The sequence below is a fragment of the Thalassobacter sp. 16PALIMAR09 genome (genome assembly GCF_000765485.1).
Lineage (GTDB): Bacteria > Pseudomonadota > Alphaproteobacteria > Rhodobacterales > Rhodobacteraceae > Thalassobacter > Thalassobacter stenotrophicus.
Map to the genome: position 1 here is coordinate 179,984 of NZ_JHAK01000005.1, position 17,844 is coordinate 197,827.

General features: G+C 58.7%; 21 protein-coding genes and 1 pseudogene. 14 read left to right on the top strand and 8 right to left on the bottom strand.

What is annotated here, in order from left to right; genetic code table 11:
• Positions 1-74: 74 nt before the first annotated feature.
• Entirely contained in the window at positions 75-584 is a 510-nt protein-coding gene (locus PM04_RS11980) for a GNAT family N-acetyltransferase (RefSeq protein WP_038007051.1), read from the top strand.
• Between the two features lie 63 nt (positions 585-647).
• On the opposite strand, the gene PM04_RS11985 is transcribed toward PM04_RS11980, so the two are convergent.
• The gene (locus tag PM04_RS11985; protein ID WP_038007053.1) at positions 648-1,430 is read right to left on the bottom strand and encodes a Bax inhibitor-1/YccA family protein; all 783 of its coding nucleotides are present in this window, start codon (positions 1,428-1,430) and stop codon (positions 648-650) included.
• A gap of 184 nt (positions 1,431-1,614) precedes the next feature.
• Positions 1,615-1,827: a DUF1127 domain-containing protein gene (locus PM04_RS11990; protein WP_038007055.1), complete on the bottom strand. Its 213-nt coding sequence runs from the start codon at positions 1,825-1,827 to the stop codon at positions 1,615-1,617.
• Between the two features lie 122 nt (positions 1,828-1,949).
• Between PM04_RS11990 and PM04_RS11995 the strand changes: the two genes are divergently transcribed.
• The gene (locus PM04_RS11995) at positions 1,950-2,849 is read left to right on the top strand and encodes a LysR family transcriptional regulator (protein ID WP_038007057.1); all 900 of its coding nucleotides are present in this window, start codon (positions 1,950-1,952) and stop codon (positions 2,847-2,849) included.
• On the opposite strand, the gene PM04_RS12000 is transcribed toward PM04_RS11995, so the two are convergent.
• Positions 2,800-3,765 carry an NADPH:quinone oxidoreductase family protein gene (locus PM04_RS12000; RefSeq protein ID WP_038007060.1) on the bottom strand — a complete coding sequence of 322 codons (966 nt, stop codon included), beginning with the start codon at positions 3,763-3,765 and terminating at the stop codon, positions 2,800-2,802. The genes PM04_RS11995 and PM04_RS12000 overlap by 50 nt on opposite strands.
• Before the next feature lie 326 nt (positions 3,766-4,091).
• Between PM04_RS12000 and PM04_RS12005 the strand changes: the two genes are divergently transcribed.
• The 4 genes from PM04_RS12005 (at position 4,092) to PM04_RS12020 (ending at position 7,092) form a co-directional block, all read left to right on the top strand.
• Positions 4,092-4,466, top strand: coding sequence for a helix-turn-helix domain-containing protein (locus PM04_RS12005; RefSeq protein ID WP_038007062.1), 375 nt, complete (start codon positions 4,092-4,094; stop codon positions 4,464-4,466).
• A gap of 97 nt (positions 4,467-4,563) precedes the next feature.
• A complete protein-coding gene (hisN, locus tag PM04_RS12010) occupies positions 4,564-5,373 on the top strand; it encodes a histidinol-phosphatase (RefSeq protein ID WP_038007064.1) in 810 nt (269 codons plus the stop codon).
• Positions 5,363-6,706 (top strand): 8-oxoguanine deaminase, encoded by a 1,344-nt coding sequence (locus PM04_RS12015; protein WP_038007068.1) that lies wholly within the window; start codon positions 5,363-5,365, stop codon positions 6,704-6,706. The genes hisN and PM04_RS12015 overlap by 11 nt, the downstream gene beginning before the upstream one ends.
• A gap of 116 nt (positions 6,707-6,822) precedes the next feature.
• Positions 6,823-7,092, top strand: coding sequence for a hypothetical protein (locus PM04_RS12020; RefSeq protein ID WP_038007071.1), 270 nt, complete (start codon positions 6,823-6,825; stop codon positions 7,090-7,092).
• 12 nt (positions 7,093-7,104) lie between these two features.
• Here PM04_RS12020 and PM04_RS17410 read toward each other — a convergent pair whose 3' ends face one another.
• Positions 7,105-8,031 (bottom strand): DUF5666 domain-containing protein, encoded by a 927-nt coding sequence (locus PM04_RS17410; RefSeq protein WP_052068457.1) that lies wholly within the window; start codon positions 8,029-8,031, stop codon positions 7,105-7,107.
• Entirely contained in the window at positions 8,028-8,879 is an 852-nt protein-coding gene (locus PM04_RS12030) for a DUF6502 family protein (RefSeq protein WP_038007217.1), read from the bottom strand. Before PM04_RS12030 ends, PM04_RS17410 begins: the two co-directional genes overlap by 4 nt.
• Positions 8,880-9,011: 132 nt before the next feature.
• On the opposite strand from PM04_RS12030, the gene PM04_RS12035 reads away from it, so the two are divergent.
• On the top strand, positions 9,012-9,503 hold the full coding sequence (locus PM04_RS12035; protein WP_038007074.1) for a fasciclin domain-containing protein: 492 nt from the start codon (positions 9,012-9,014) through the stop codon (positions 9,501-9,503).
• Positions 9,504-9,734: 231 nt separating this feature from the next.
• Here the strand turns inward: PM04_RS12035 and PM04_RS12040 are convergent, their stop codons facing one another.
• A complete protein-coding gene (locus PM04_RS12040; RefSeq protein ID WP_038007077.1) occupies positions 9,735-10,259 on the bottom strand; it encodes a CBS domain-containing protein in 525 nt (174 codons plus the stop codon).
• Positions 10,260-10,341: 82 nt separating this feature from the next.
• On the opposite strand from PM04_RS12040, the gene PM04_RS12045 reads away from it, so the two are divergent.
• Complete coding sequence (locus PM04_RS12045; RefSeq protein ID WP_369793315.1) at positions 10,342-10,530, top strand: hypothetical protein; 189 nt, start codon at positions 10,342-10,344, stop codon at positions 10,528-10,530.
• On the opposite strand, the gene nqrM is transcribed toward PM04_RS12045, so the two are convergent.
• Positions 10,527-10,763, bottom strand: a complete 237-nt coding sequence (gene nqrM / locus PM04_RS12050; protein WP_038007083.1) for a (Na+)-NQR maturation NqrM — start codon at positions 10,761-10,763, stop codon at positions 10,527-10,529. The genes PM04_RS12045 and nqrM overlap by 4 nt on opposite strands.
• 9 nt (positions 10,764-10,772) lie before the next feature.
• Complete coding sequence (locus PM04_RS12055) at positions 10,773-11,762, bottom strand: FAD:protein FMN transferase (RefSeq protein ID WP_234702870.1); 990 nt, start codon at positions 11,760-11,762, stop codon at positions 10,773-10,775.
• Positions 11,763-11,973: 211 nt separating this feature from the next.
• On the opposite strand from PM04_RS12055, the gene PM04_RS12060 reads away from it, so the two are divergent.
• From PM04_RS12060 to nqrF, 6 genes and pseudogenes are all read left to right on the top strand, one after another.
• On the top strand, positions 11,974-13,317 hold the full coding sequence (locus PM04_RS12060) for a Na(+)-translocating NADH-quinone reductase subunit A (RefSeq protein WP_038007220.1): 1,344 nt from the start codon (positions 11,974-11,976) through the stop codon (positions 13,315-13,317).
• Between the two features lie 3 nt (positions 13,318-13,320).
• A complete protein-coding gene (locus PM04_RS12065) occupies positions 13,321-14,520 on the top strand; it encodes an NADH:ubiquinone reductase (Na(+)-transporting) subunit B (RefSeq protein WP_038007089.1) in 1,200 nt (399 codons plus the stop codon).
• Positions 14,513-15,325, top strand: coding sequence for a Na(+)-translocating NADH-quinone reductase subunit C (locus tag PM04_RS12070; RefSeq protein WP_038007093.1), 813 nt, complete (start codon positions 14,513-14,515; stop codon positions 15,323-15,325). The genes PM04_RS12065 and PM04_RS12070 overlap by 8 nt, the downstream gene beginning before the upstream one ends.
• A complete protein-coding gene (locus PM04_RS12075; protein ID WP_038007095.1) occupies positions 15,322-15,975 on the top strand; it encodes an NADH:ubiquinone reductase (Na(+)-transporting) subunit D in 654 nt (217 codons plus the stop codon). Before PM04_RS12070 ends, PM04_RS12075 begins: the two co-directional genes overlap by 4 nt.
• Entirely contained in the window at positions 15,975-16,583 is a 609-nt protein-coding gene (gene nqrE / locus PM04_RS12080) for an NADH:ubiquinone reductase (Na(+)-transporting) subunit E (RefSeq protein WP_038007098.1), read from the top strand. Before PM04_RS12075 ends, nqrE begins: the two co-directional genes overlap by 1 nt.
• A gap of 12 nt (positions 16,584-16,595) precedes the next feature.
• A pseudogene (gene nqrF, locus PM04_RS12085) lies at positions 16,596-17,819 on the top strand (NADH:ubiquinone reductase (Na(+)-transporting) subunit F).
• Positions 17,820-17,844 lie beyond the last annotated feature (25 nt).

The window sequence follows — 17,844 nt, forward strand, 5'->3', positions numbered from 1 at the left end:
ATACACCTTCCGCGCTTGGCCCCCATTCGGGGCCTTGGTCTGCGCTGGCCCTTAGATGCCAAAGGTGGATGCTAATGACCCTTTCCCTTAGACCTGCTCAGCCCGGTGATGTGCTGCGTGTGACTGCCTTGCTTACGCAGAGCTATCCTGTGCTGCTCGCGCCGGATTATGCGGCACAGACCCTCAATGCGGTGCTGCCTGCGATCACGCGGGCGCGCCCATCGCTGTTGGCGGGGAATACCTATTTTCTGTTGGAAGAGCGGGGCGCGTTGCGCGCGGCGGGCGGTTGGAGCGATACGGACCCGTGGGGCGGGGCCTGTGCCCCGCAAACCGCTCATATACGCCATGTGGTGACCGCACCTGATCATGTGCGGCGAGGGCTTGGGCGTCGCCTCATGGCCGGTATTTGTGCGGATGCTCGCGCGCAGGGGATAACTCGGTTTGAGTGCTATAGCACCCTAACGGCCCGGCCATTTTATGCCAGTTGTGGATTTGAAGAGGTGGCTGCGGTGGTGATGACTTTGGCGCGCGGAGTTGGGTTTCCTGCGGTCCATATGCGGCGCATTTGTGCGCCGATGACCTGACCAGCGCCCATGAAAAAGGCCGCCCCGAGGGGCGGCCTAATGTCTGTTCACAAGAACAAGTATCTATTCTTGCTGGCCCATGAACATGAGCAGGAATTGGAACATGTTCAGGAAGTTGATGTAGAGGCTGAGCGCGCCGTCGGATGCGGCCTTGTCCAACCACTCCTGATCGCCGTGTGCGGCGTGTGCCACATACTCGGACTTCAGGCGCTGTGTGTCATATGCGGTCAGACCGGCAAAGATCAGCAGGCCAATGGCCGAGATCGCCATCATCATGGGGCCAGACTGAAGGAACATGTTGATGACCATAGCCACCAGCAAGCCGATCACACCCATCACAAGGAAGGTGCCCATGCCGGACAGGTCTTTCTTGGTGGTGTAGCCCCAAAGGCTCAGACCCGCGAAGGCGATGGCCGTCACAAGGAATGTCTGCACGATCGAAAAGCTTGTGAACACAAGGAACACCGAGCTAAGCGACAGGCCCATGAAGGACGCGAATGCAAAAAAGCCAAGCTGGACTGTTGCCGCATTGGCGCGCCGCATCAGGGCCCCCCAACCGAGGAACAGGAACGCCAGAGGCGCGAGCATTACCACCCAACGCAGGGGCGTTGTGTAGATCAATGCACCAAAGCTGTTGAGCATCGTCCCGTTGCCCAGCTGTACAACCGCCTGGCTTGGATCGGATGTGACAGTCAGGGTCGAGATGGCCCATGCAGCAGCAGCCGTAATCAGCATGCCGATCGACATGGTGCCGTAGACTTTGTTCATGTGGGCGCGCAAGCCGGTGTCGATCTCGGCCGCGCGAGCGCCGGATACACCGGACCGCAGGGTCTCAAATTGTGCCATGGAACTCCTCCAAGCGTTAAGGTTCACGACAGGCGCACGTATTGCGCCGCGCTTAGGCACAATATCGGGTCAAGTGGCGGGCTTTTCAAGCGCTTCGGCCTCTCAAGGCCCCGTGTTTTGATTGTTTTTTTCAATCAAACTACGATGTTTGTCTCGAAAGAGGCTTTCGCCGCTGACCGTAGGCTTATTGTTGCCAATGCGAGGGCACATCCCAAAGGGGGCGCGCGGCCTCGGTCCGGGCCTGATCGGGGGTGACGCCGATATCCGCAAGCTGACGCGCATCCATCGTCGCGAGTGCGCGACGCTGCCGCCATAGGGCGATGTAATCCATCAATCCAAACGCGCGGTTCCGCGATGGAGCAAACGAGGTGGGGGAGGAGCAAGAGAAGTCGGCCATCGGGAAACCTTTCCAATTTGTGTTGTGATGCTGGTCATCAATTTCATTTGTTGATGTATATGGCGTAGTCAGCTACATTTGAAAAACGAATGATTGTGAATTGAACCATCAGGAAGCGTAATATGCCAAGAAACCTCGACACAACTGCGCTTAGGGCCTTTGCTGCGGTGGCCGAAACCGGCGGCGTGACGCGTGCCGCGAGTATGTTGAACCTGACGCAATCGGCTGTTTCGATGCAGTTAAAGCGGCTTGAGGTGGCGCTGGATGTCACGCTCTTGGATCGCGCGGGCCGGGGTGTGGCGCTCACGGCGGAGGGGGAGCAATTGTTGTCCTATGCGCGTCGAATTTTGGCGTTGAACGATGAGGCTGTGGATAAAATGACGGCCGAGGAGTTTGAGGGCGAGATTCGCCTTGGGGTTCCGCACGACATCGTGCCACGCGCGATCCCGCAGGTGTTGCGCGCCTTTGCGGTGGAATTTCCGCGAATGAAGGTGCAGTTGACCACGTCATGGACCTTGGACCTGCTTGAGCAGTTGGAGTCAGGTGCTTGCGATGTCATTTTGACGACTGAGCAGGGTAAGGGCGCGCGCGGCGAAAGCCTCGTGACGGTGCCCATCACGTGGGTGGGTGCGCCGGACGGGGCGGCGTGGCGGCATCGCCCACTCCCTTTGGCGTTTGAGGACAATTGTATTTTTAAGGGTCAGGTGGTTGAGGCCTTGGATCGAGCGGGCATTCCGTGGGTTAATGCGGTCTCGACCAAATCCATCCGCGCAGTTGAGGCAATCTTGGCCGCCGACATTGGCGTGCATGCTCTGTTGCTGGGCACGGCGCCCGAGGGGGTCGCGCCGATTTCGCATGGTGGCGTCCTGCCGGAATTGGCGGATTACAACATCAATATGTATGTGCGGCGCGGCTTTGATGGTCCGGCCGCCGAGGGCATGAAGCAACTTCTACGCACGGTATATCCGGACGTTATGGGATCGTCCGGACCACGACCTTCCCGGTTGAGCGCCGCGTCCTAAGCAGATCCAACGCCTCGGGGACTTGGTCGAACGGTAGGACGTGGCTGATGTGCGGTGTGATTTGTCCGGCCTCAAACATTTTTAGCAAAGCGGCGAGGCTGTCGGTGACAATCGATGGGCTCGTTTTGAGCAACCCGCCCCAATACAGCCCGTGAACCGAGATGTTTTTGACCAGCATATGGTTTGGCTTGATTTCGGGCAGATCGCCGCTGGCAAAACCGATCAGCAACATGCGCCCGCCCGGGTTGGTCGCGCGAAAGGCGTCGGTGAATTGCGTACCGCCAATTGCGTCATACACGACGTCGGCGCCGCCAATCGCTTTGACGGTTTCGCGAATGTCCTGCGTGTCGGTGTCGATTAGGTGGTGCGCGCCTGCGGCCTTGGCCACGGCCAGTTTGTCGGCACCTCTTGCACAGGCGATCACCTCGGCCCCGAGTTGCGCACCTATTTCGACCGCAGTGAGGCCAACGCCCCCCGCAGCCCCCAAAACCACCAACCGCTCACCGGGTTTGAGGCGGGCGGCGTGGGTCAGCGCGAGATGGCTTGTGCCGTATGCGATCTGAAAACCTGCGGCCTGTTCGTCGGTCATACTATCGGGAATTGGAACGCAGCGATTGGCTGGAAAACAGCCCCATTCCGCCAGCCCGCCTTGACCCCCAAAAATGGCCACACGCGTTCCGGGTGCGGGGCCGTCGGTGTCGGGGCCAAGGGTCTCAATCACGCCGCTGATTTCGAGGCCGGGCGTGAAGGGCAGGGCGGGCGTGTCCTGATATGTGCCCTTTTGCATCAGCAAATCCGCGAAATTCATCCCGCAAGCAGTGATTCGGACCAAGACCTCTCCGGGGAGGGGATTTGGCCGGGGGATGTCTTCACAAGTGAGGGTTCGGTCCGTCCCCGAGATACGATAGGCGAGCATGACGGTTCCTTTGCCAATTGCACTGGGTTGCCGAAAGTGCCGTGAAAATCATAAAAGACAAGTGCTTTTTATTGGATTTTCTTGTGTAAGGTGGGTTTTCCGCCAGTGTTTTCGAAATTGCATCGCATTTTGCAATATCTATCTGAATCAGAGGTTAACGGGCTTAGGCGCAATCCTGTGTTATTAAAGTGTAAACTTTATTTGATAGTTTGCGTGTAAACTTGATCTGACGCATGGTGGTGTTGTGTGATCTTTACGAAACAGAACGTTGAGAGCATGGGCAGGACGATCTTCCTGTGTCTAAGGCTCGATTAAGGAGTGACGTGATGAAACATCCTGTGGATGTGAATGTCGGAAAACGAATTCGCCATCGGCGGTGGATGGTGGGTATGACCCAGCAGCAGCTCGCTGAGCATGTCGGGATCAAGTTCCAGCAAATCCAAAAATACGAAACGGGCATGAACCGGGTTTCGGCTTCGCGGCTTTGGGAAATCTCTGAGGCGCTGTCGGTGCCGGTGAGCTATTTCTTTGAAGGTGTGCGGGACGAAGACGCCCCTGCGCATGTGGCCGAAGGGACGCCCGGCGATATCTTGGGCGACAAAGAGGCCATGGAGCTTGTGCGGTCGTACTATGCGATCCCTGAAAACCAGCGCCGCCGCCTGTTTGAACTGGCGCGTGTCTTGTCCGAGAGTGCCGCCTAGGGCCTTGATGCCACGGCGCGTGGTTGCGCGCCTTGACGCTAGCGATGCCCCATGACACCCACGTGACGTCAGACACCGCGTGGAAAGGCCGCTCATAATGCACCACACAATCGACCCCGTCATGGCGACCGGTTTCAAACGGGTTGGCCACGCAATGGCAGATGCTGCACGTCGTGAGACGTTGCGCCATTTTCGTGTGCGCGGGCTAGGCGCGGACAACAAGGATGCCGCCGGTTTTGACCCCGTCACTATTGCTGATCGTGCAGCCGAGGCCGCGATGTGTGCGGTTCTTGCACAGGAGCGTCCCGATGACGGCATCTTGGGCGAGGAAGAGGGTGCAAAGCCCGGCACAAGTGGCCTGACGTGGGTCCTTGACCCGATTGATGGGACGCGCGGGTTTATATCAGGGACGCCGACGTGGGGCGTGCTGATCGCGCTGCAAGACGCTTCCGGCCCAATTTACGGAATTATTGATCAGCCCTACATCGCAGAGCGGTTTGAGGGCGGGTTTGGCGTTGCGCGCTGTGTGGGCCCGACGGGGGAGACCACCTTGGCTGTGTCCGACACACGGACCCTGTCGGAGGCGACGATCCTGACGACATTTCCCGAAGTAGGCACGGACGCGGAGGCGCGCGCCTTTCACGCCGTAGCCAAGCAGTGCAAACTGACCCGCTACGGTATGGACTGCTACGCCTATGCATTGCTTGCGGCGGGCCATGTGGATTTGGTCATTGAGGCGGGGTTGAACGCCTATGACGTCGCAGCCCCAATCGCCGTGGTGCAAGCCGCTGGCGGTATCGTCACAGATTGGTCGGGTCAGCCGGCCCACGAAGGCGGGCGCATTATCGCAGCCGCAACGCCTGAACTTCATTCCGCAGCCCTAGAGGTGATTTCCAATGCCCTGTGAGACTTTGATCAAGGGCGCCGCCCGCTTGTTAACGATGGATGACGCGGATCTGCGCCTTGATGGCGCTGACGTGCGGATCAAGGATGGCGTTATTGCCGAGGTCGGCGTTGGGCTGGAGCCGGGGCCCGGGGCGGATGTGCTGAACGCTGAGGGGTGTTTGGTGACACCCGGCCTCGTGAACACGCATCATCACCTGTACCAGACCCTGACGCGCGCCGTCCCGGGGGCGCAGGACGCGCTTTTGTTCGGCTGGCTGCGGACGCTGTACCCGATTTGGGCGCGGTTTGGTCCCGAAGAGATGTATGTCTCGGCGCAGGTTGGGCTGGCTGAATTGGCTCTGTCGGGGTGCACGCTGTCGTCTGACCATCTGTATTTGTATCCCAACGGCAGCCGTTTGGATGATACGATTGCTGCGGCTTCTGACATCGGATTGCGGTTCCATCCGACCCGAGGCGCCATGAGCATCGGTGAAAGCCTCGGCGGTTTGCCCCCGGACGCGTTGGTTGAAAACGAGGCCGCGATTATCGAGGACAGCATTCGCGTGATTGATGCCCACCATGACCCGCGCCCGGGTTCGATGGTGCGGGTTGGTGTTGCGCCTTGCTCACCGTTCTCGGTCAGCCGCGATCTGATGCGGGACGCGGCGATCTTGGCGCGTGACAAGGGCGTGATGCTGCACACGCACTTGGCTGAAAATGATGAAGACATTGCCTATTCGCTTGAGAAATTTGGCTGTCGGCCCGGGCAATACGCCGAAGATTTGGGCTGGACCGGGGATGATGTTTGGCACGCACACTGCGTGAAGCTCGACGCGCAAGAGATTGATTTGTTTGCAAGGAGCCGGACAGGCGTGGCGCATTGCCCTTGTTCTAACTGTCGGCTTGGGTCCGGCGTTGCCCCCTTGGTGGAGATGCAAAACGCGGGCGTCAAAGTGGGTTTGGGCGTGGACGGCTCGGCGAGCAACGACATCGGATCGCTGGTGGCCGAGGCCCGGCAAGCGATGCTGTTGCAGCGGGTCACACGTGGGGCCGATGCGATGTCGGCACACGCAGCGCTACGCCTCGCGACGCGGGGCGGGGCCGAGGTGTTGGGCCGCTCTGATTGTGGTCAGCTGGCCCCGGGTTTCCGCGCGGATATCGCCGTTTGGGATATGCGCAGCGTCGCGGCGGCAGGGTCATGGGACATGGGTGCACTCTTGTTGGCGGGACCACAACAGGTCCGCGATCTGTTTGTTGAGGGACGCCGCGTTGTGGCGGACGGGCATGTCACCACCGTGGATATGCCCAAGCTGCTAGAGCGTCAGCGCACCTTGGCGCATCGTTTGCAAGACTAGCCTCGGGGCCGCAGCGCACGCAGGATCGTAGAATAGGCAACACCCCTTGGTTCGGTGGTTTTTGGCGCTGTCTCAGTGCACTTAACGCATCCCCCATGTTCCAAGAAGGATATCCAATGCTTGACGATTTTGACGAATATAAAGGTCAATCCGGTCTCGATAGTCCCGCCCAGAATGCCGAAGAAATCACACCGAGTGATACGGCTGACCTGTCCCATGCCACGCGCGCGCTTTACGTAGGCGGCGACGGCGACGTGCGCGTGACCTTTATCTCAGGCACGACCGTGACGTTGGCAGGCCTGCGTGCAGGCGTGGCCTATCCGTTCCGTTTGGCGCGTGTGCATGCCTCGGGCACAACGGCTGTGGGCTTGGTTGGTCTGCGCTAAGGTTCGTGTCTTTTAGCGTGCAAATGCGCCGAGGATCTGGGCACGTGCGGTCGGATCCTCGGGCAGACCCAAAGCCTCGCGGGCGGCAAAGAGCCCGGTGTAGTCGCCCAAAAACAACGTCCGCCCCTGCGCATAGGGGCTAAGGTCGATATTGCGCGCAAAACTGTGGCCCAGCCCCGCGACGCGGTAGCCGGGTGCGGCGCGCGTCTGTTCCAGATAGCCCTCAATCGCGAGGCGCTTAAGCGGGCCAGCGGCCCCGGTGAAACGCGCGGTTACAGCGCGCTGGCTGCGCATCAGGCCGGTATTGGGGTCATAGCGGCCCACAACGCTGCCAAAGCCTTCGTCCTCAAGCTGTTGAATGCCGGTCCCGCTCACGCGGACGCCGGACACGGTCGTGGCAAACCCCGCCCGGTCGACGGTGCCTGAGACTAGATCGCGCGCATCCCGCGCGGGCGTGAGGCCGCTTGCCTCAACAGCATTGCCGCGCCAAAGACCTGAAACAGCCACGCGCTGGCCGATCCGAGCAAGCCGGTTGGGCCGCGCCAGCTTCACCGTGGTTCCCAAAATCGTCAGCTCTCGGCCACCGTTGGCGATTGCTGTGATCTCACCGACCAGCGGATGGGTGACGTGGACGCGCCGCGCGGTCAGCCTATCCGTGGGACCGCCTGCCTCAACCGTCAGGCTATCGCCAATGGCGATATCGCGGGCCGTGATTTCACCAAATCCATCCGAATATTTGGTCAGGTCGTCCGTCGCCACGCGGCGGCCCGCAACGATCAAGCTGCCAAACTCCGTCAGGATGCCGACAATCCCGGTGCCGCCGATACCGCCCTCAGATTGGCGGGGCTGGGCAGGGGCAGGCAAAGCTGCACTGGGCCAAAAGACGCCCGCGGCGCCTGCACCGAGAATAAAGCGTCGAGTATGGCTGCTGCGGGTCATCGTGGAAAACCCTTTTGGTCTGAAATATTGTCCGCCGGACCATCATCATCCGAATACAAGAAAACGCCAAACCGAAATCGCATAGTGGCGTCTGGGTCTGTTTTATCCGCATTTTGCAGGTGCGCTGCGCGGGTGTTGATGTCTTGCAAAGCTTTGATTCCAATGGTGCGCACGTCCTGTTCGATGGCCGTGACTGACGTCTTTGTAAGATGGTTGTAAAATACGGCGCGTTCAAGGAATGGTGACTGGCCATCGGCCAATAGATTTTCAACCGCGGCATTCATGTGATCGCCAAGGTTTTCGGAAAAGAAGTGTAGCTTTTGGTCCAGGTCGGCGGGTCCGACCAATGCCGCCGGGTTTAGATGCACCAAGCCGTCGGCATCCACACTGACGATGCTTTGACGCTCCAACTCATCCAAAACCGCGCGGGGGCGCACATCGCGGCTGACGCTTTGCACGAGGTGGTCAAAGCTGGGCGGGCTGGCCGCGCTGCGGGGCAGGGGGCTGGGCGCACCCGTCGGGGTTGATAGGTCCGGCTGGGTGATCCAGCGGCCGACCACCGTGGCCAGCGTTGAGGATTTGCGCGCGACGCTTGCATCTGCGTCGGTGTCCGCAGCACGCAGGGTTTTGACATCGCGGCGGTGTACACCGGTCATCACACTGACTTGGCTGTCGGTGGCAGCATCGCCCGCGGCGTCGGTGGCGACCTCGACATATGTCTGCTTGATGATCCGGTAAAACGCGGGCGCGGTTATACCTTGGGCAATCAATGCCCGAACCAATGGGCGCAAGATCGCGCGTACGGCCTGCTCAAACAGGGAACTCTTCGTAAAGGGATCTGGCGTCATCTGGGTGTTATCACTGCTTGTGTGCAAAATTTCCACAAATTTCTTGCCTTTTTTTCAAGTCGATGCATTTTGGATTGTTAGTCGTGTGTATTTTGCACACGCAGGGTGGAAAAAGAATTAAAGGAAATACCAATGAAATTGTCGCTCGTATTGAAAGCCACTGTTGTGGCTGGTGCCTTGGCCGTATCCGGCTGCGCTGAAATGATGACGCCATCTGAGCCTAATATCGTCGAAGTCGCGCAATCGGCTGGATCGTTTAACACACTTGTGGCGGCCGTTGGGGCCGCTGATTTGGCGGGTGTGTTGTCAAGCGAGGGGCCGTTTACGGTCTTCGCGCCGACAGATGAGGCTTTTGCAGCTCTGCCTGCGGGCACAGTAGATACGCTGCTGCTACCGGAAAATAAGGACCAGCTGACCGCGATCCTGACTTACCACGTGGTGCCGGGCAAAGTGATGGCCGCTGATCTGGCGGGCCAGCGTCTCAGCGTGGCGACTGTGAACGGCGCATCGGTACATATCGATGGGCGCAGCGGCGTTACGGTCGAAAACGCGACGGTGACGGCGGCTGATATCGAGGCCTCTAATGGCGTTATCCACGTGATTGATACGGTCTTGCTGCCCTAAAAGCGGACAGACCAAAGGGCGGCGTGCAACTGGCGCGCCGCCCTTTTTTATGCGCTGAGGACGGTCGCGAAGTTTAGTGTGGCGATGACAACAGGACCTTGGCCGCCAAGTGATGGCGTATTGGGTCCGAAACCCAAGTTAATTTACCGCGCCCCACAGCGTCACCAGTCAGATTGTTGAATAGCTGGCTGAGAATTTGCTGCCTTTCCCAGAGCCGTTGGCTGCGACTACCTAGCCGACAATCATCTGTTTGAGCTGCAACGCCTCGTGTTCCAGCTCTTGCAACCGATAGGTGACCACATCGCCGATGGTGACCATGCCTTGCAGTTTGCCGTCCGCCAGAACGGGCATGTGTCGGAATTTGCCTTCGGTCATGAGCCGCAACACCGTGACCAGTGTATCGTCAGGCGCGCAGGTGATGACGTTCTCAGTCATGTTTTCGGACACAAGCTGTGGCAGGGTTTGCCCCGGCGTTTCGGCGAGTTTGCGGACGATATCACGCTCAGACAGGATGCCGGCCAAGGCGCCGTCGGATGTGGTCACGACGAGGGCGCCGATTTTCTTATCGCGCAGTATGTTGACTGCCGTGGCAATTGTATCGCTGGGTGCCACCGAAAACACAGTTCCCCCCTTGCTCTTAAGCAGTTCGGCCACGGTCGCTGCATCGCGTTTGATATTGCTCTGTGTGGATTGACTAACGCTCTTTTTTGCTTCGCGCGTGTCGCCGCGGGTGGGGGCTTGATAGGACGTGGGCATGTCGTCTCTCCTGTCTACTTGAGTCCGTGACCAATGCCATGGTACCGCGACTTGGCCAAAACGCCTAATGGGAGAGAGATCAGTGCTTGAGACGAGTTTGTACCTCACGCCCGGCGTGGCGACCGCCATCTTTGTGGTGGCCTGTATTTCTGGCTATCGGTATCGCAGCGTTTGGAAGGCAGAGGGCCCCGTTTGGCAGCTTTGGCTGTGGGGGCTCGTGGCAAGTATTGGCCTGCTCACGGTCGGCTTTTTGCCGATGCAGCCGGGCTAGTCAGCCTCGGCCATTTGATCCAACATCTTGCGGGCGCGCGGACATTTGAGCCGCTCGCGCAGGGGGCTATTGGGATCGATTTCTTTGTTGCAGACCAAACATTGGTCCGCGTCGCTGATCGCATTGAGACCACCACAGCTGCCCTTGATCCGCTTACCTGCGAAAATCACGCCAAGCGCCATGCCCACGAGAACCGTGAGCATGAGCGCGAAGGCGAGGGCAAAGGTGGCCATCGGCGCGACCTAGGCCGACAGACGTGTGTATGCGGGGCTGGCCGTGGTCACGAAACCAGAGCCATCCGTCGCGCGGTCGATGAACAACACGGCGACATCATGCGCCTCGGCAACCTCTAGGCCGCGATCACGACCCAGCGTGAGCATCGCCGTGGACCAAGCGTCCGCGTGCATCGCGTTATCCGCAAGCACCGTGGCTGATGCCGTGGTGTGCGTGATCGGGCGACCGGTCGTGGCATCAAGGATGTGCGTGTAGCGCTGGCCGTCTTTTTCGAAATAGTTGCGATAGTCGCCGGATGTCGCGACCGCGAGGCCAGAGACACCAACAATTTGCTGCACATTCCGATTGGCGACATCGGGTGTTTCAATCCCAATCTGCCAAGGCTGACCATCTGCGTTGCGGCCCGAAGTGGCCAAGTCACCGCCGATTTCCACGAGGTAGTCTGTAATGCCATGGCTTTGCAGGACACTAGCGACGCGATCAACGCCGTGGCCTTTGCCGATACCCGACAGGTACACCTGCGAGTCTGCTGCGGATTTGACCAACGCGCCATCTTGCACAACCAGCGGGGCTGCACGGCCCGCGCTTGCGAGGGCGGCTTCGATGCGGGCGTCTGTTGGGTTTTGCACGGTGGCGCCCTTTGCGCCAAAACCCCATGCTTCGATGAGCGGGCCGAGGGCCACGTCGAACTGACCATCGGTTGCTGCATGGATGTCGGCAGAGGTTTTCAGCACATGCGCGAGGTCGGACGACACCTGGATCGGTGAGGTGGAGGCAATTGCGTTCAGGCGCGACACCTCAGACGACGCGTCCCAGTTGGACATCTGCCGGTTCACATCAGCCAACACGCTTTTGATGCCTGCGTGAACATCGGCCTGAGCCGCCGAACGGGACGGGTCAAGTGCTACGACGTTGTACGCGGTGCCCATTGTGGCGCCGCTGAATTTCAGCACATCCGGGCCCCGTTTACAGGCGGCCAGCGCCAGTGGGGCAAACATTACAAATCGTCTTGTGAGCGTGATCGAAGCTGACACAGTGCGTCCCTCATTTGTTGTGGCTTTTCTCTACATCAAAAAGCTGCCTTCTGACTTGCGACAAAGTAACCCGAAATGCAAAATGGGATGGAAAAAATACCCCGTTCCAATAAACGCACATCACAACCTGCGATAATTGCGCGGGGGGAACGTAATGGTGGGGATAAGTGCCTGCGTGTCACAGTTCATGCTTAAAAAAGGCCTCGATCTTCCGGTCGAAGGGGCGCCCACACAGGGGATAGAAGCCGGTCAAGCCGTTCGCACAGTGGCGATTCTTGGCGCGGATTACATCGGATTGAAGCCGCGACTTGAGGTTGCGGAGGGCGAAGAAATCAAGGCTGGTAGCCCGATTCTGTCGCACAAGGATACGCCGGACGTCAAAGTAACCTCGCCGGTGGCGGGGACGATCAAGGCGATCAATCGGGGCGCGCGTCGCGCATTGATCAGTGTCGAAATTGAGCCGTCTGCTACGCCAAGCGATAGCATCGATTTCTCAAGCATTGGAGATACGGCCACGCAAGAGGGGCTCGCGCAAAAGTTGTGCGCTTCTGGCCTTTGGACGTCGTTCAGAACACGGCCATATTCCAAGGTTCCGGCCTCGGATACGCGGCCTGCTGCACTGTTTGTGACGGCTATGGATACGGAGCCTTTGGCGGGCAATCCTGTCGACATTATCGCCGCAGATGCGGACGCATTTCGCAACGGATTGGCCGCGATTTCGACACTGAGCGAGGGTGCGACATACCTGTGCCACGAAACTGGTGTAACGCTGCCCGGCGCAGAGCTGGACGGGATCACTACGGCCGGTTTTGCGGGCCCACACCCCGCGGGCCTGCCGGGTACGCACATTCACTTCCTTGAGCCGCCGACCGCTGCGAAAACTGTTTGGACCATTTGGTACCAAGACGTGATCGCGATCGGCAAACTTCTGATGACGGGCAAGCTGGATGCAACCCGTGTGGTTGCTCTTAGCGGCCCGCTGGTGAAATCGCCCCGTTTGGTGACGACCGTGATGGGCGCTTCGATGGTGGATTTGACGGCAGGTCAGATCGACGACACCGTGCCATTGCGTCTGATCTCTGGCTCGATCCTGAGCGGACGGGCAGGGGCGGCCGAAAGCGCGTACTTGGGTCGCTATGACCGTCAGATCACCGTGATCGAAGAGGACAAGGCGCAGATCCCAATGGGTTGGGTTCGGCCGATGCCCTCTAAGTTTGCCGTGCAACCCGTTCTGGGATCAGCATTTTCCAAGAAAGTCTACAAACTGACATCCAACTTGAACGGTGGCCGCCGCGCTATGGTTCCGCTAGGCACGTTTGAGGGGCTGATGCCGCAGGACTACCTGCCGACGCAGCTTCTGCGGGCGCTTTTGGTGATGGATACGGATCAAGCGCAGGCCCTTGGCGTGCTGGAATTGGCCGAAGAGGACCTCGGTCTTGTCGGCTTCGCCTGTCCTGCAAAATATGAATATGGCATGGCGCTTCGCGACTGCCTCTCCAAGATCGAGAAAGAAGGCTAGCACATGGGATTGCGCAACTTTTTCGACCGCGTCGAGCCCCACTTTGAGAGGGGCGGAAAGTACGAAAAGTATTTCCCCCTCTACGAGATGGTCGAGAGCTTCCTGTACACCCCCAAGACGGTGACAACGGCAGCCCCGCACGCCCGGTCCTACATCGATATGAAACGCATCATGACATACGTCGTGATGGCCACGATCCCGTGCATCTTGATGGGGATGTACAACATCGGGTTTCAGGTAAATACGGCAATAGAAACGCTGGGTGCTACGGGCTGGCGGGTTTGGATTTTGGAAACCACGGGCATCGGATTTAACGCCGCGAACCCGATGGTGAATATCCTGCACGGTGCGCTGTACTTCCTCCCGATCTACATCACCACACTGGTGGCTGGGGGCATATTCGAAGTTATCTTTGCGACCATCCGTCGCCACGAAGTGAACGAAGGTTTCCTAGTGACTTCAATGCTTTATGCATTGATCATGCCACCCGATGCGCCCTTGTGGCAGGTGGCTTTGGGGATCATCTTTGGCGTCGTGATCGGCAAAGAAGTGTTCGGTGGCACCGGCAAAAACTTCCTCAACCCGGCGCTCACAGGTCGTGCGTTTCTCTACTTTGCCTACCCACAAGAGATGTCGGGTGACACGATCTGGACCCCGGTTGACGGCTTTTCCGGGGCGACCAGTCTCGCGATTGCAGCCTCCGATGGCTACCAAGAGATCGTGGCGCGCGGCACGACTTGGATGGATAGCTTCTTGGGTTTTGTCCAAGGCTCCATCGGGGAGACATCGACGCTTGCGTGTTTCATCGGCCTTGCGTTCCTGCTGACCACCCGCATCGCCAACTGGCGCATGATCGCCGGGTGTTTGGGGGGCATGATCGCCTTTTCCACACTGCTGAACCTGATCGGTTCGGACACGAACCCAATGTTCGCGATGCCGTGGTATTGGCACCTCGTCGTGGGTGGCTACGCCTTTGGCCTTGTGTTCATGGTGACTGAACCTGTGTCGGGTTCCCACACCAACATGGGGCGGTTCATCTATGGTGCGTTGATCGGCTTTATGGTCGTGATGATCCGGGTGATTAACCCTGCGTTCCCAGAGGGCATGATGCTCGCCATCTTGTTCGGTAACGTCTTTGCGCCGCTCATCGACCACTTTGTCGTCCAAGCTAACATCCGCCGGAGGGCCCGCCGCCATGTCTGATGCGACCCCGCAGCCAAAGGGCCCCCTCGGGCGCTTTCTTGCCCTGCCAACGGACTCGGTACCAAAGACGGTTTTCGTCGCGGTGATGCTGTGCCTTGTGGCGTCGATGTTTGTGTCCGCCGCAGCCGTGGCCTTGCGCCCTCTGCAAGAGGTCAACAAGCTGATCGACAAACAGGTCAACATCCTGCAAGTCGCTGGCATGTATGAACCGGGCGTGGACGTGGTCGAGGCATTTGGCGTGTTTGAACCCCAAGTCCTTGAGATCGCGACCGGCACATTTACCGATCAGTTCGACGCGGCCAGCTTTGACGATCGCGCAGCTGCTTCTGATCCTGCTTTGTCTGTTGCGTTGGACGATGATCCGGCGGGCATTGGGCGTCAGTCCAAGTTCGTGACTGTGTACCTGCTGCGCGACGACGCGGGCGGCATCGATAAGGTGATCATGCCGATCCACGGCTACGGCTTGTGGTCCACGCTGTATGGCTTCATCGCGCTTGAAGAGAATGGCAACGATATCTTTGGCCTTCAGTTTTACCAGCATGGTGAAACACCCGGCCTTGGTGCCGAAATCGACAACCCCCGCTGGAAGGCCCTTTGGCCCGGCAAGCGGGTGGCTGATGCCAACGGTGAATTGCAAATCCATGTCGCCAAAGCCCCCAACGCATCTGGCGCAGACTATCACATCGACGCGCTGGCAGGGGCCACGCTGACATCCGTTGGCGTCAACAACCTTGTGCAGTTCTGGTTGGGTGAAACGGGCTACGCGAGCTTCCTCGCCAACCTGAAATCGGGAGATATCTCATGAGCCAGACCCGGAGACAGATGTTGATCGACCCGCTGGTCGACAACAACCCGATCACGCTACAGGTGCTGGGCATTTGCTCCGCGCTTGCGGTGACCTCCTCCTTGCAGGTGGCATTTGTGATGTCGCTGGCCGTGACCTTTGTGACCGCATTTTCGTCGATGTTCATCTCGATGCTGCGCAACCACATTCCCGGCTCGATCCGGATCATCGTGCAGATGGTTATCATCGCCAGCCTCGTGATCCTCGTGGATCAGGTACTCAAGGCCTACGCCTATGAGATTTCCAAGACGCTGTCAGTTTTTGTCGGCCTGATCATCACGAACTGTATCGTGATGGGGCGCGCTGAGGCGTTCGCGATGAAGAACCCACCCGTGGCAAGCTTCATCGACGGCATCGGCAACGGTCTTGGCTACGGCCTGATCCTGATGCTTGTTGGTTTCTTCCGGGAGCTTTTCGGCGCCGGCAGCCTGTTTGGCATCACCATCTTCGAGACGGTCAACAACGGTGGCTGGTACGTGCCCAACGGCATGCTGCTGCTGCCCCCGTCTGCGTTCTTTATCATTGGGCTGATCATCTGGGCGTTCCGCGCTTGGAAACCTGCCCAAGTCGAAGAGCGTGAATATAAAATTCAAACGGTGGAGTCGCACTGATGGAAGGGCTGCTTTCCCTCGCTGTAAAAGCGATTTTTGTTGAGAACCTCGCGCTCTCGTTCTTCCTTGGTATGTGTACCTTCATCGCGGTGTCGAAAAAGATCTCGACGGCCATCGGTCTTGGCGTTTCGGTCATGGTGGTGCAGGCGATTACGGTGCCTGCCAACAACCTGATCTTGACCTATCTGCTGGCTCCGGGCGCATTGTCGTGGGCGGGGTTCTCGGATGTCGATCTGACGTTCTTGGGGCTGATTTCCTACATTGGTGTCATCGCGGCGCTGGTGCAGATTCTTGAGATGGTTCTCGATAAGTACTTCCCACCGCTCTATAACGCGTTGGGTGTGTTCCTTCCGCTGATCACAGTGAATTGCGCCATTCTTGGTGGGTCGCTGTTCATGGTGGAACGGGATTACAACTTTGCCGAGTCGGTCACCTACGGCTTGTCCTCGGGCTTTGGTTGGGCTCTTGCGATCACGGCCATGGCGGGCGTGCGCGAAAAACTGAAATACTCCGACATCCCAGACGGTCTTCAAGGTCTGGGCATCACGTTCATCACGGCCGGCCTGATGGCTATGGCCTTCATGTCGTTCAGCGGCGTGAAACTCTAAAGGAGAACGGGCATGGCTACTTTCGGATTAGGTATCATCCTCTTCACGCTGATTGTTCTGGCGCTTGTGTCGATCATCATCATGGCGCGGTCGCAGCTGGTCTCGACGGGCAACGTGAACATCACCATCAACGGTGAAAAGACCATCTCGGTTCCGGCGGGCGGCAAGCTGCTGCAAACGCTGGCCGAGCAGAAACTGTTCGTGCCCTCCGCCTGTGGCGGCGGTGGCACCTGCGCGCAGTGTCGGGTGCGTATCCACGAAGGTGGCGGGTCGATCCTGCCGACCGAAGAGGGGCATATCACCAAGCGTGAAGCCGCCTGCGGGGATCGTTTGTCGTGCCAAGTGGCGGTCAAACAGGACATGGAGATCGAAGTCCCAGAAGAGGTCTTTGGTGTCAAAAAGTGGGAATGCACGGTCGAGTCGAATGAAAACGTGGCGACCTTCATCAAGGCGCTCGTGCTGCGGTTGCCCGAGGGCGAGGATGTCAACTTCCGCGCTGGTGGCTACATCCAAATCGAAGCCCCTGCGCACCACGTCGATTACAAGTCCTTCGACGTTGAAGAAGAGTACCGCGAGGACTGGGACAAGTTTAACTTGTGGCGGTTTGAATCGGACGTGGCTGAGCCGCTTGAACGCGCTTATTCCATGGCGAACTACCCCGATGAGAAGGGCATGATCATGCTCAACGTTCGGGTCGCCACACCGCCCCCCGGTGCGGATGCGGTGCCTCCGGGCAAGATGTCCTCGTACATCTTTAACCTTAAGCCCGGCGACAAGGTGACGATTTCGGGACCGTTCGGTGAATTCTACGCCCGCTAGACGCAAAAAGAGATGGTGTTCATCGGCGGTGGTGCTGGCATGGCGCCTATGCGGAGCCATATCTTTGACCAGCTCAAACGCCTCAAGAACCGCGATCGCAAAATCTCGTTCTGGTACGGTGCTCGCTCCAAGCGTGAGATGTTCTTTGTCGAAGATTTTGACCAACTGGCCGAAGAGTTCGACAACTTCGAATGGCACGTGGCCCTGTCCGATGCGCTGCCCGATGATGATTGGGACGGCTACACAGGCTTCATTCACAACGTGTTGTTTGATGAATACCTCAAGAACCACCCAGCACCTGAGGATTGTGAATTCTACATGTGCGGACCGCCGATCATGAACCAGTCGGTTACAAATATGCTCATCGATTTGGGTGTAGACCGCGAAGACATCATGCTCGACGATTTCGGCGGGTAAGAAACAAACCCCGGGACGCGAAAGC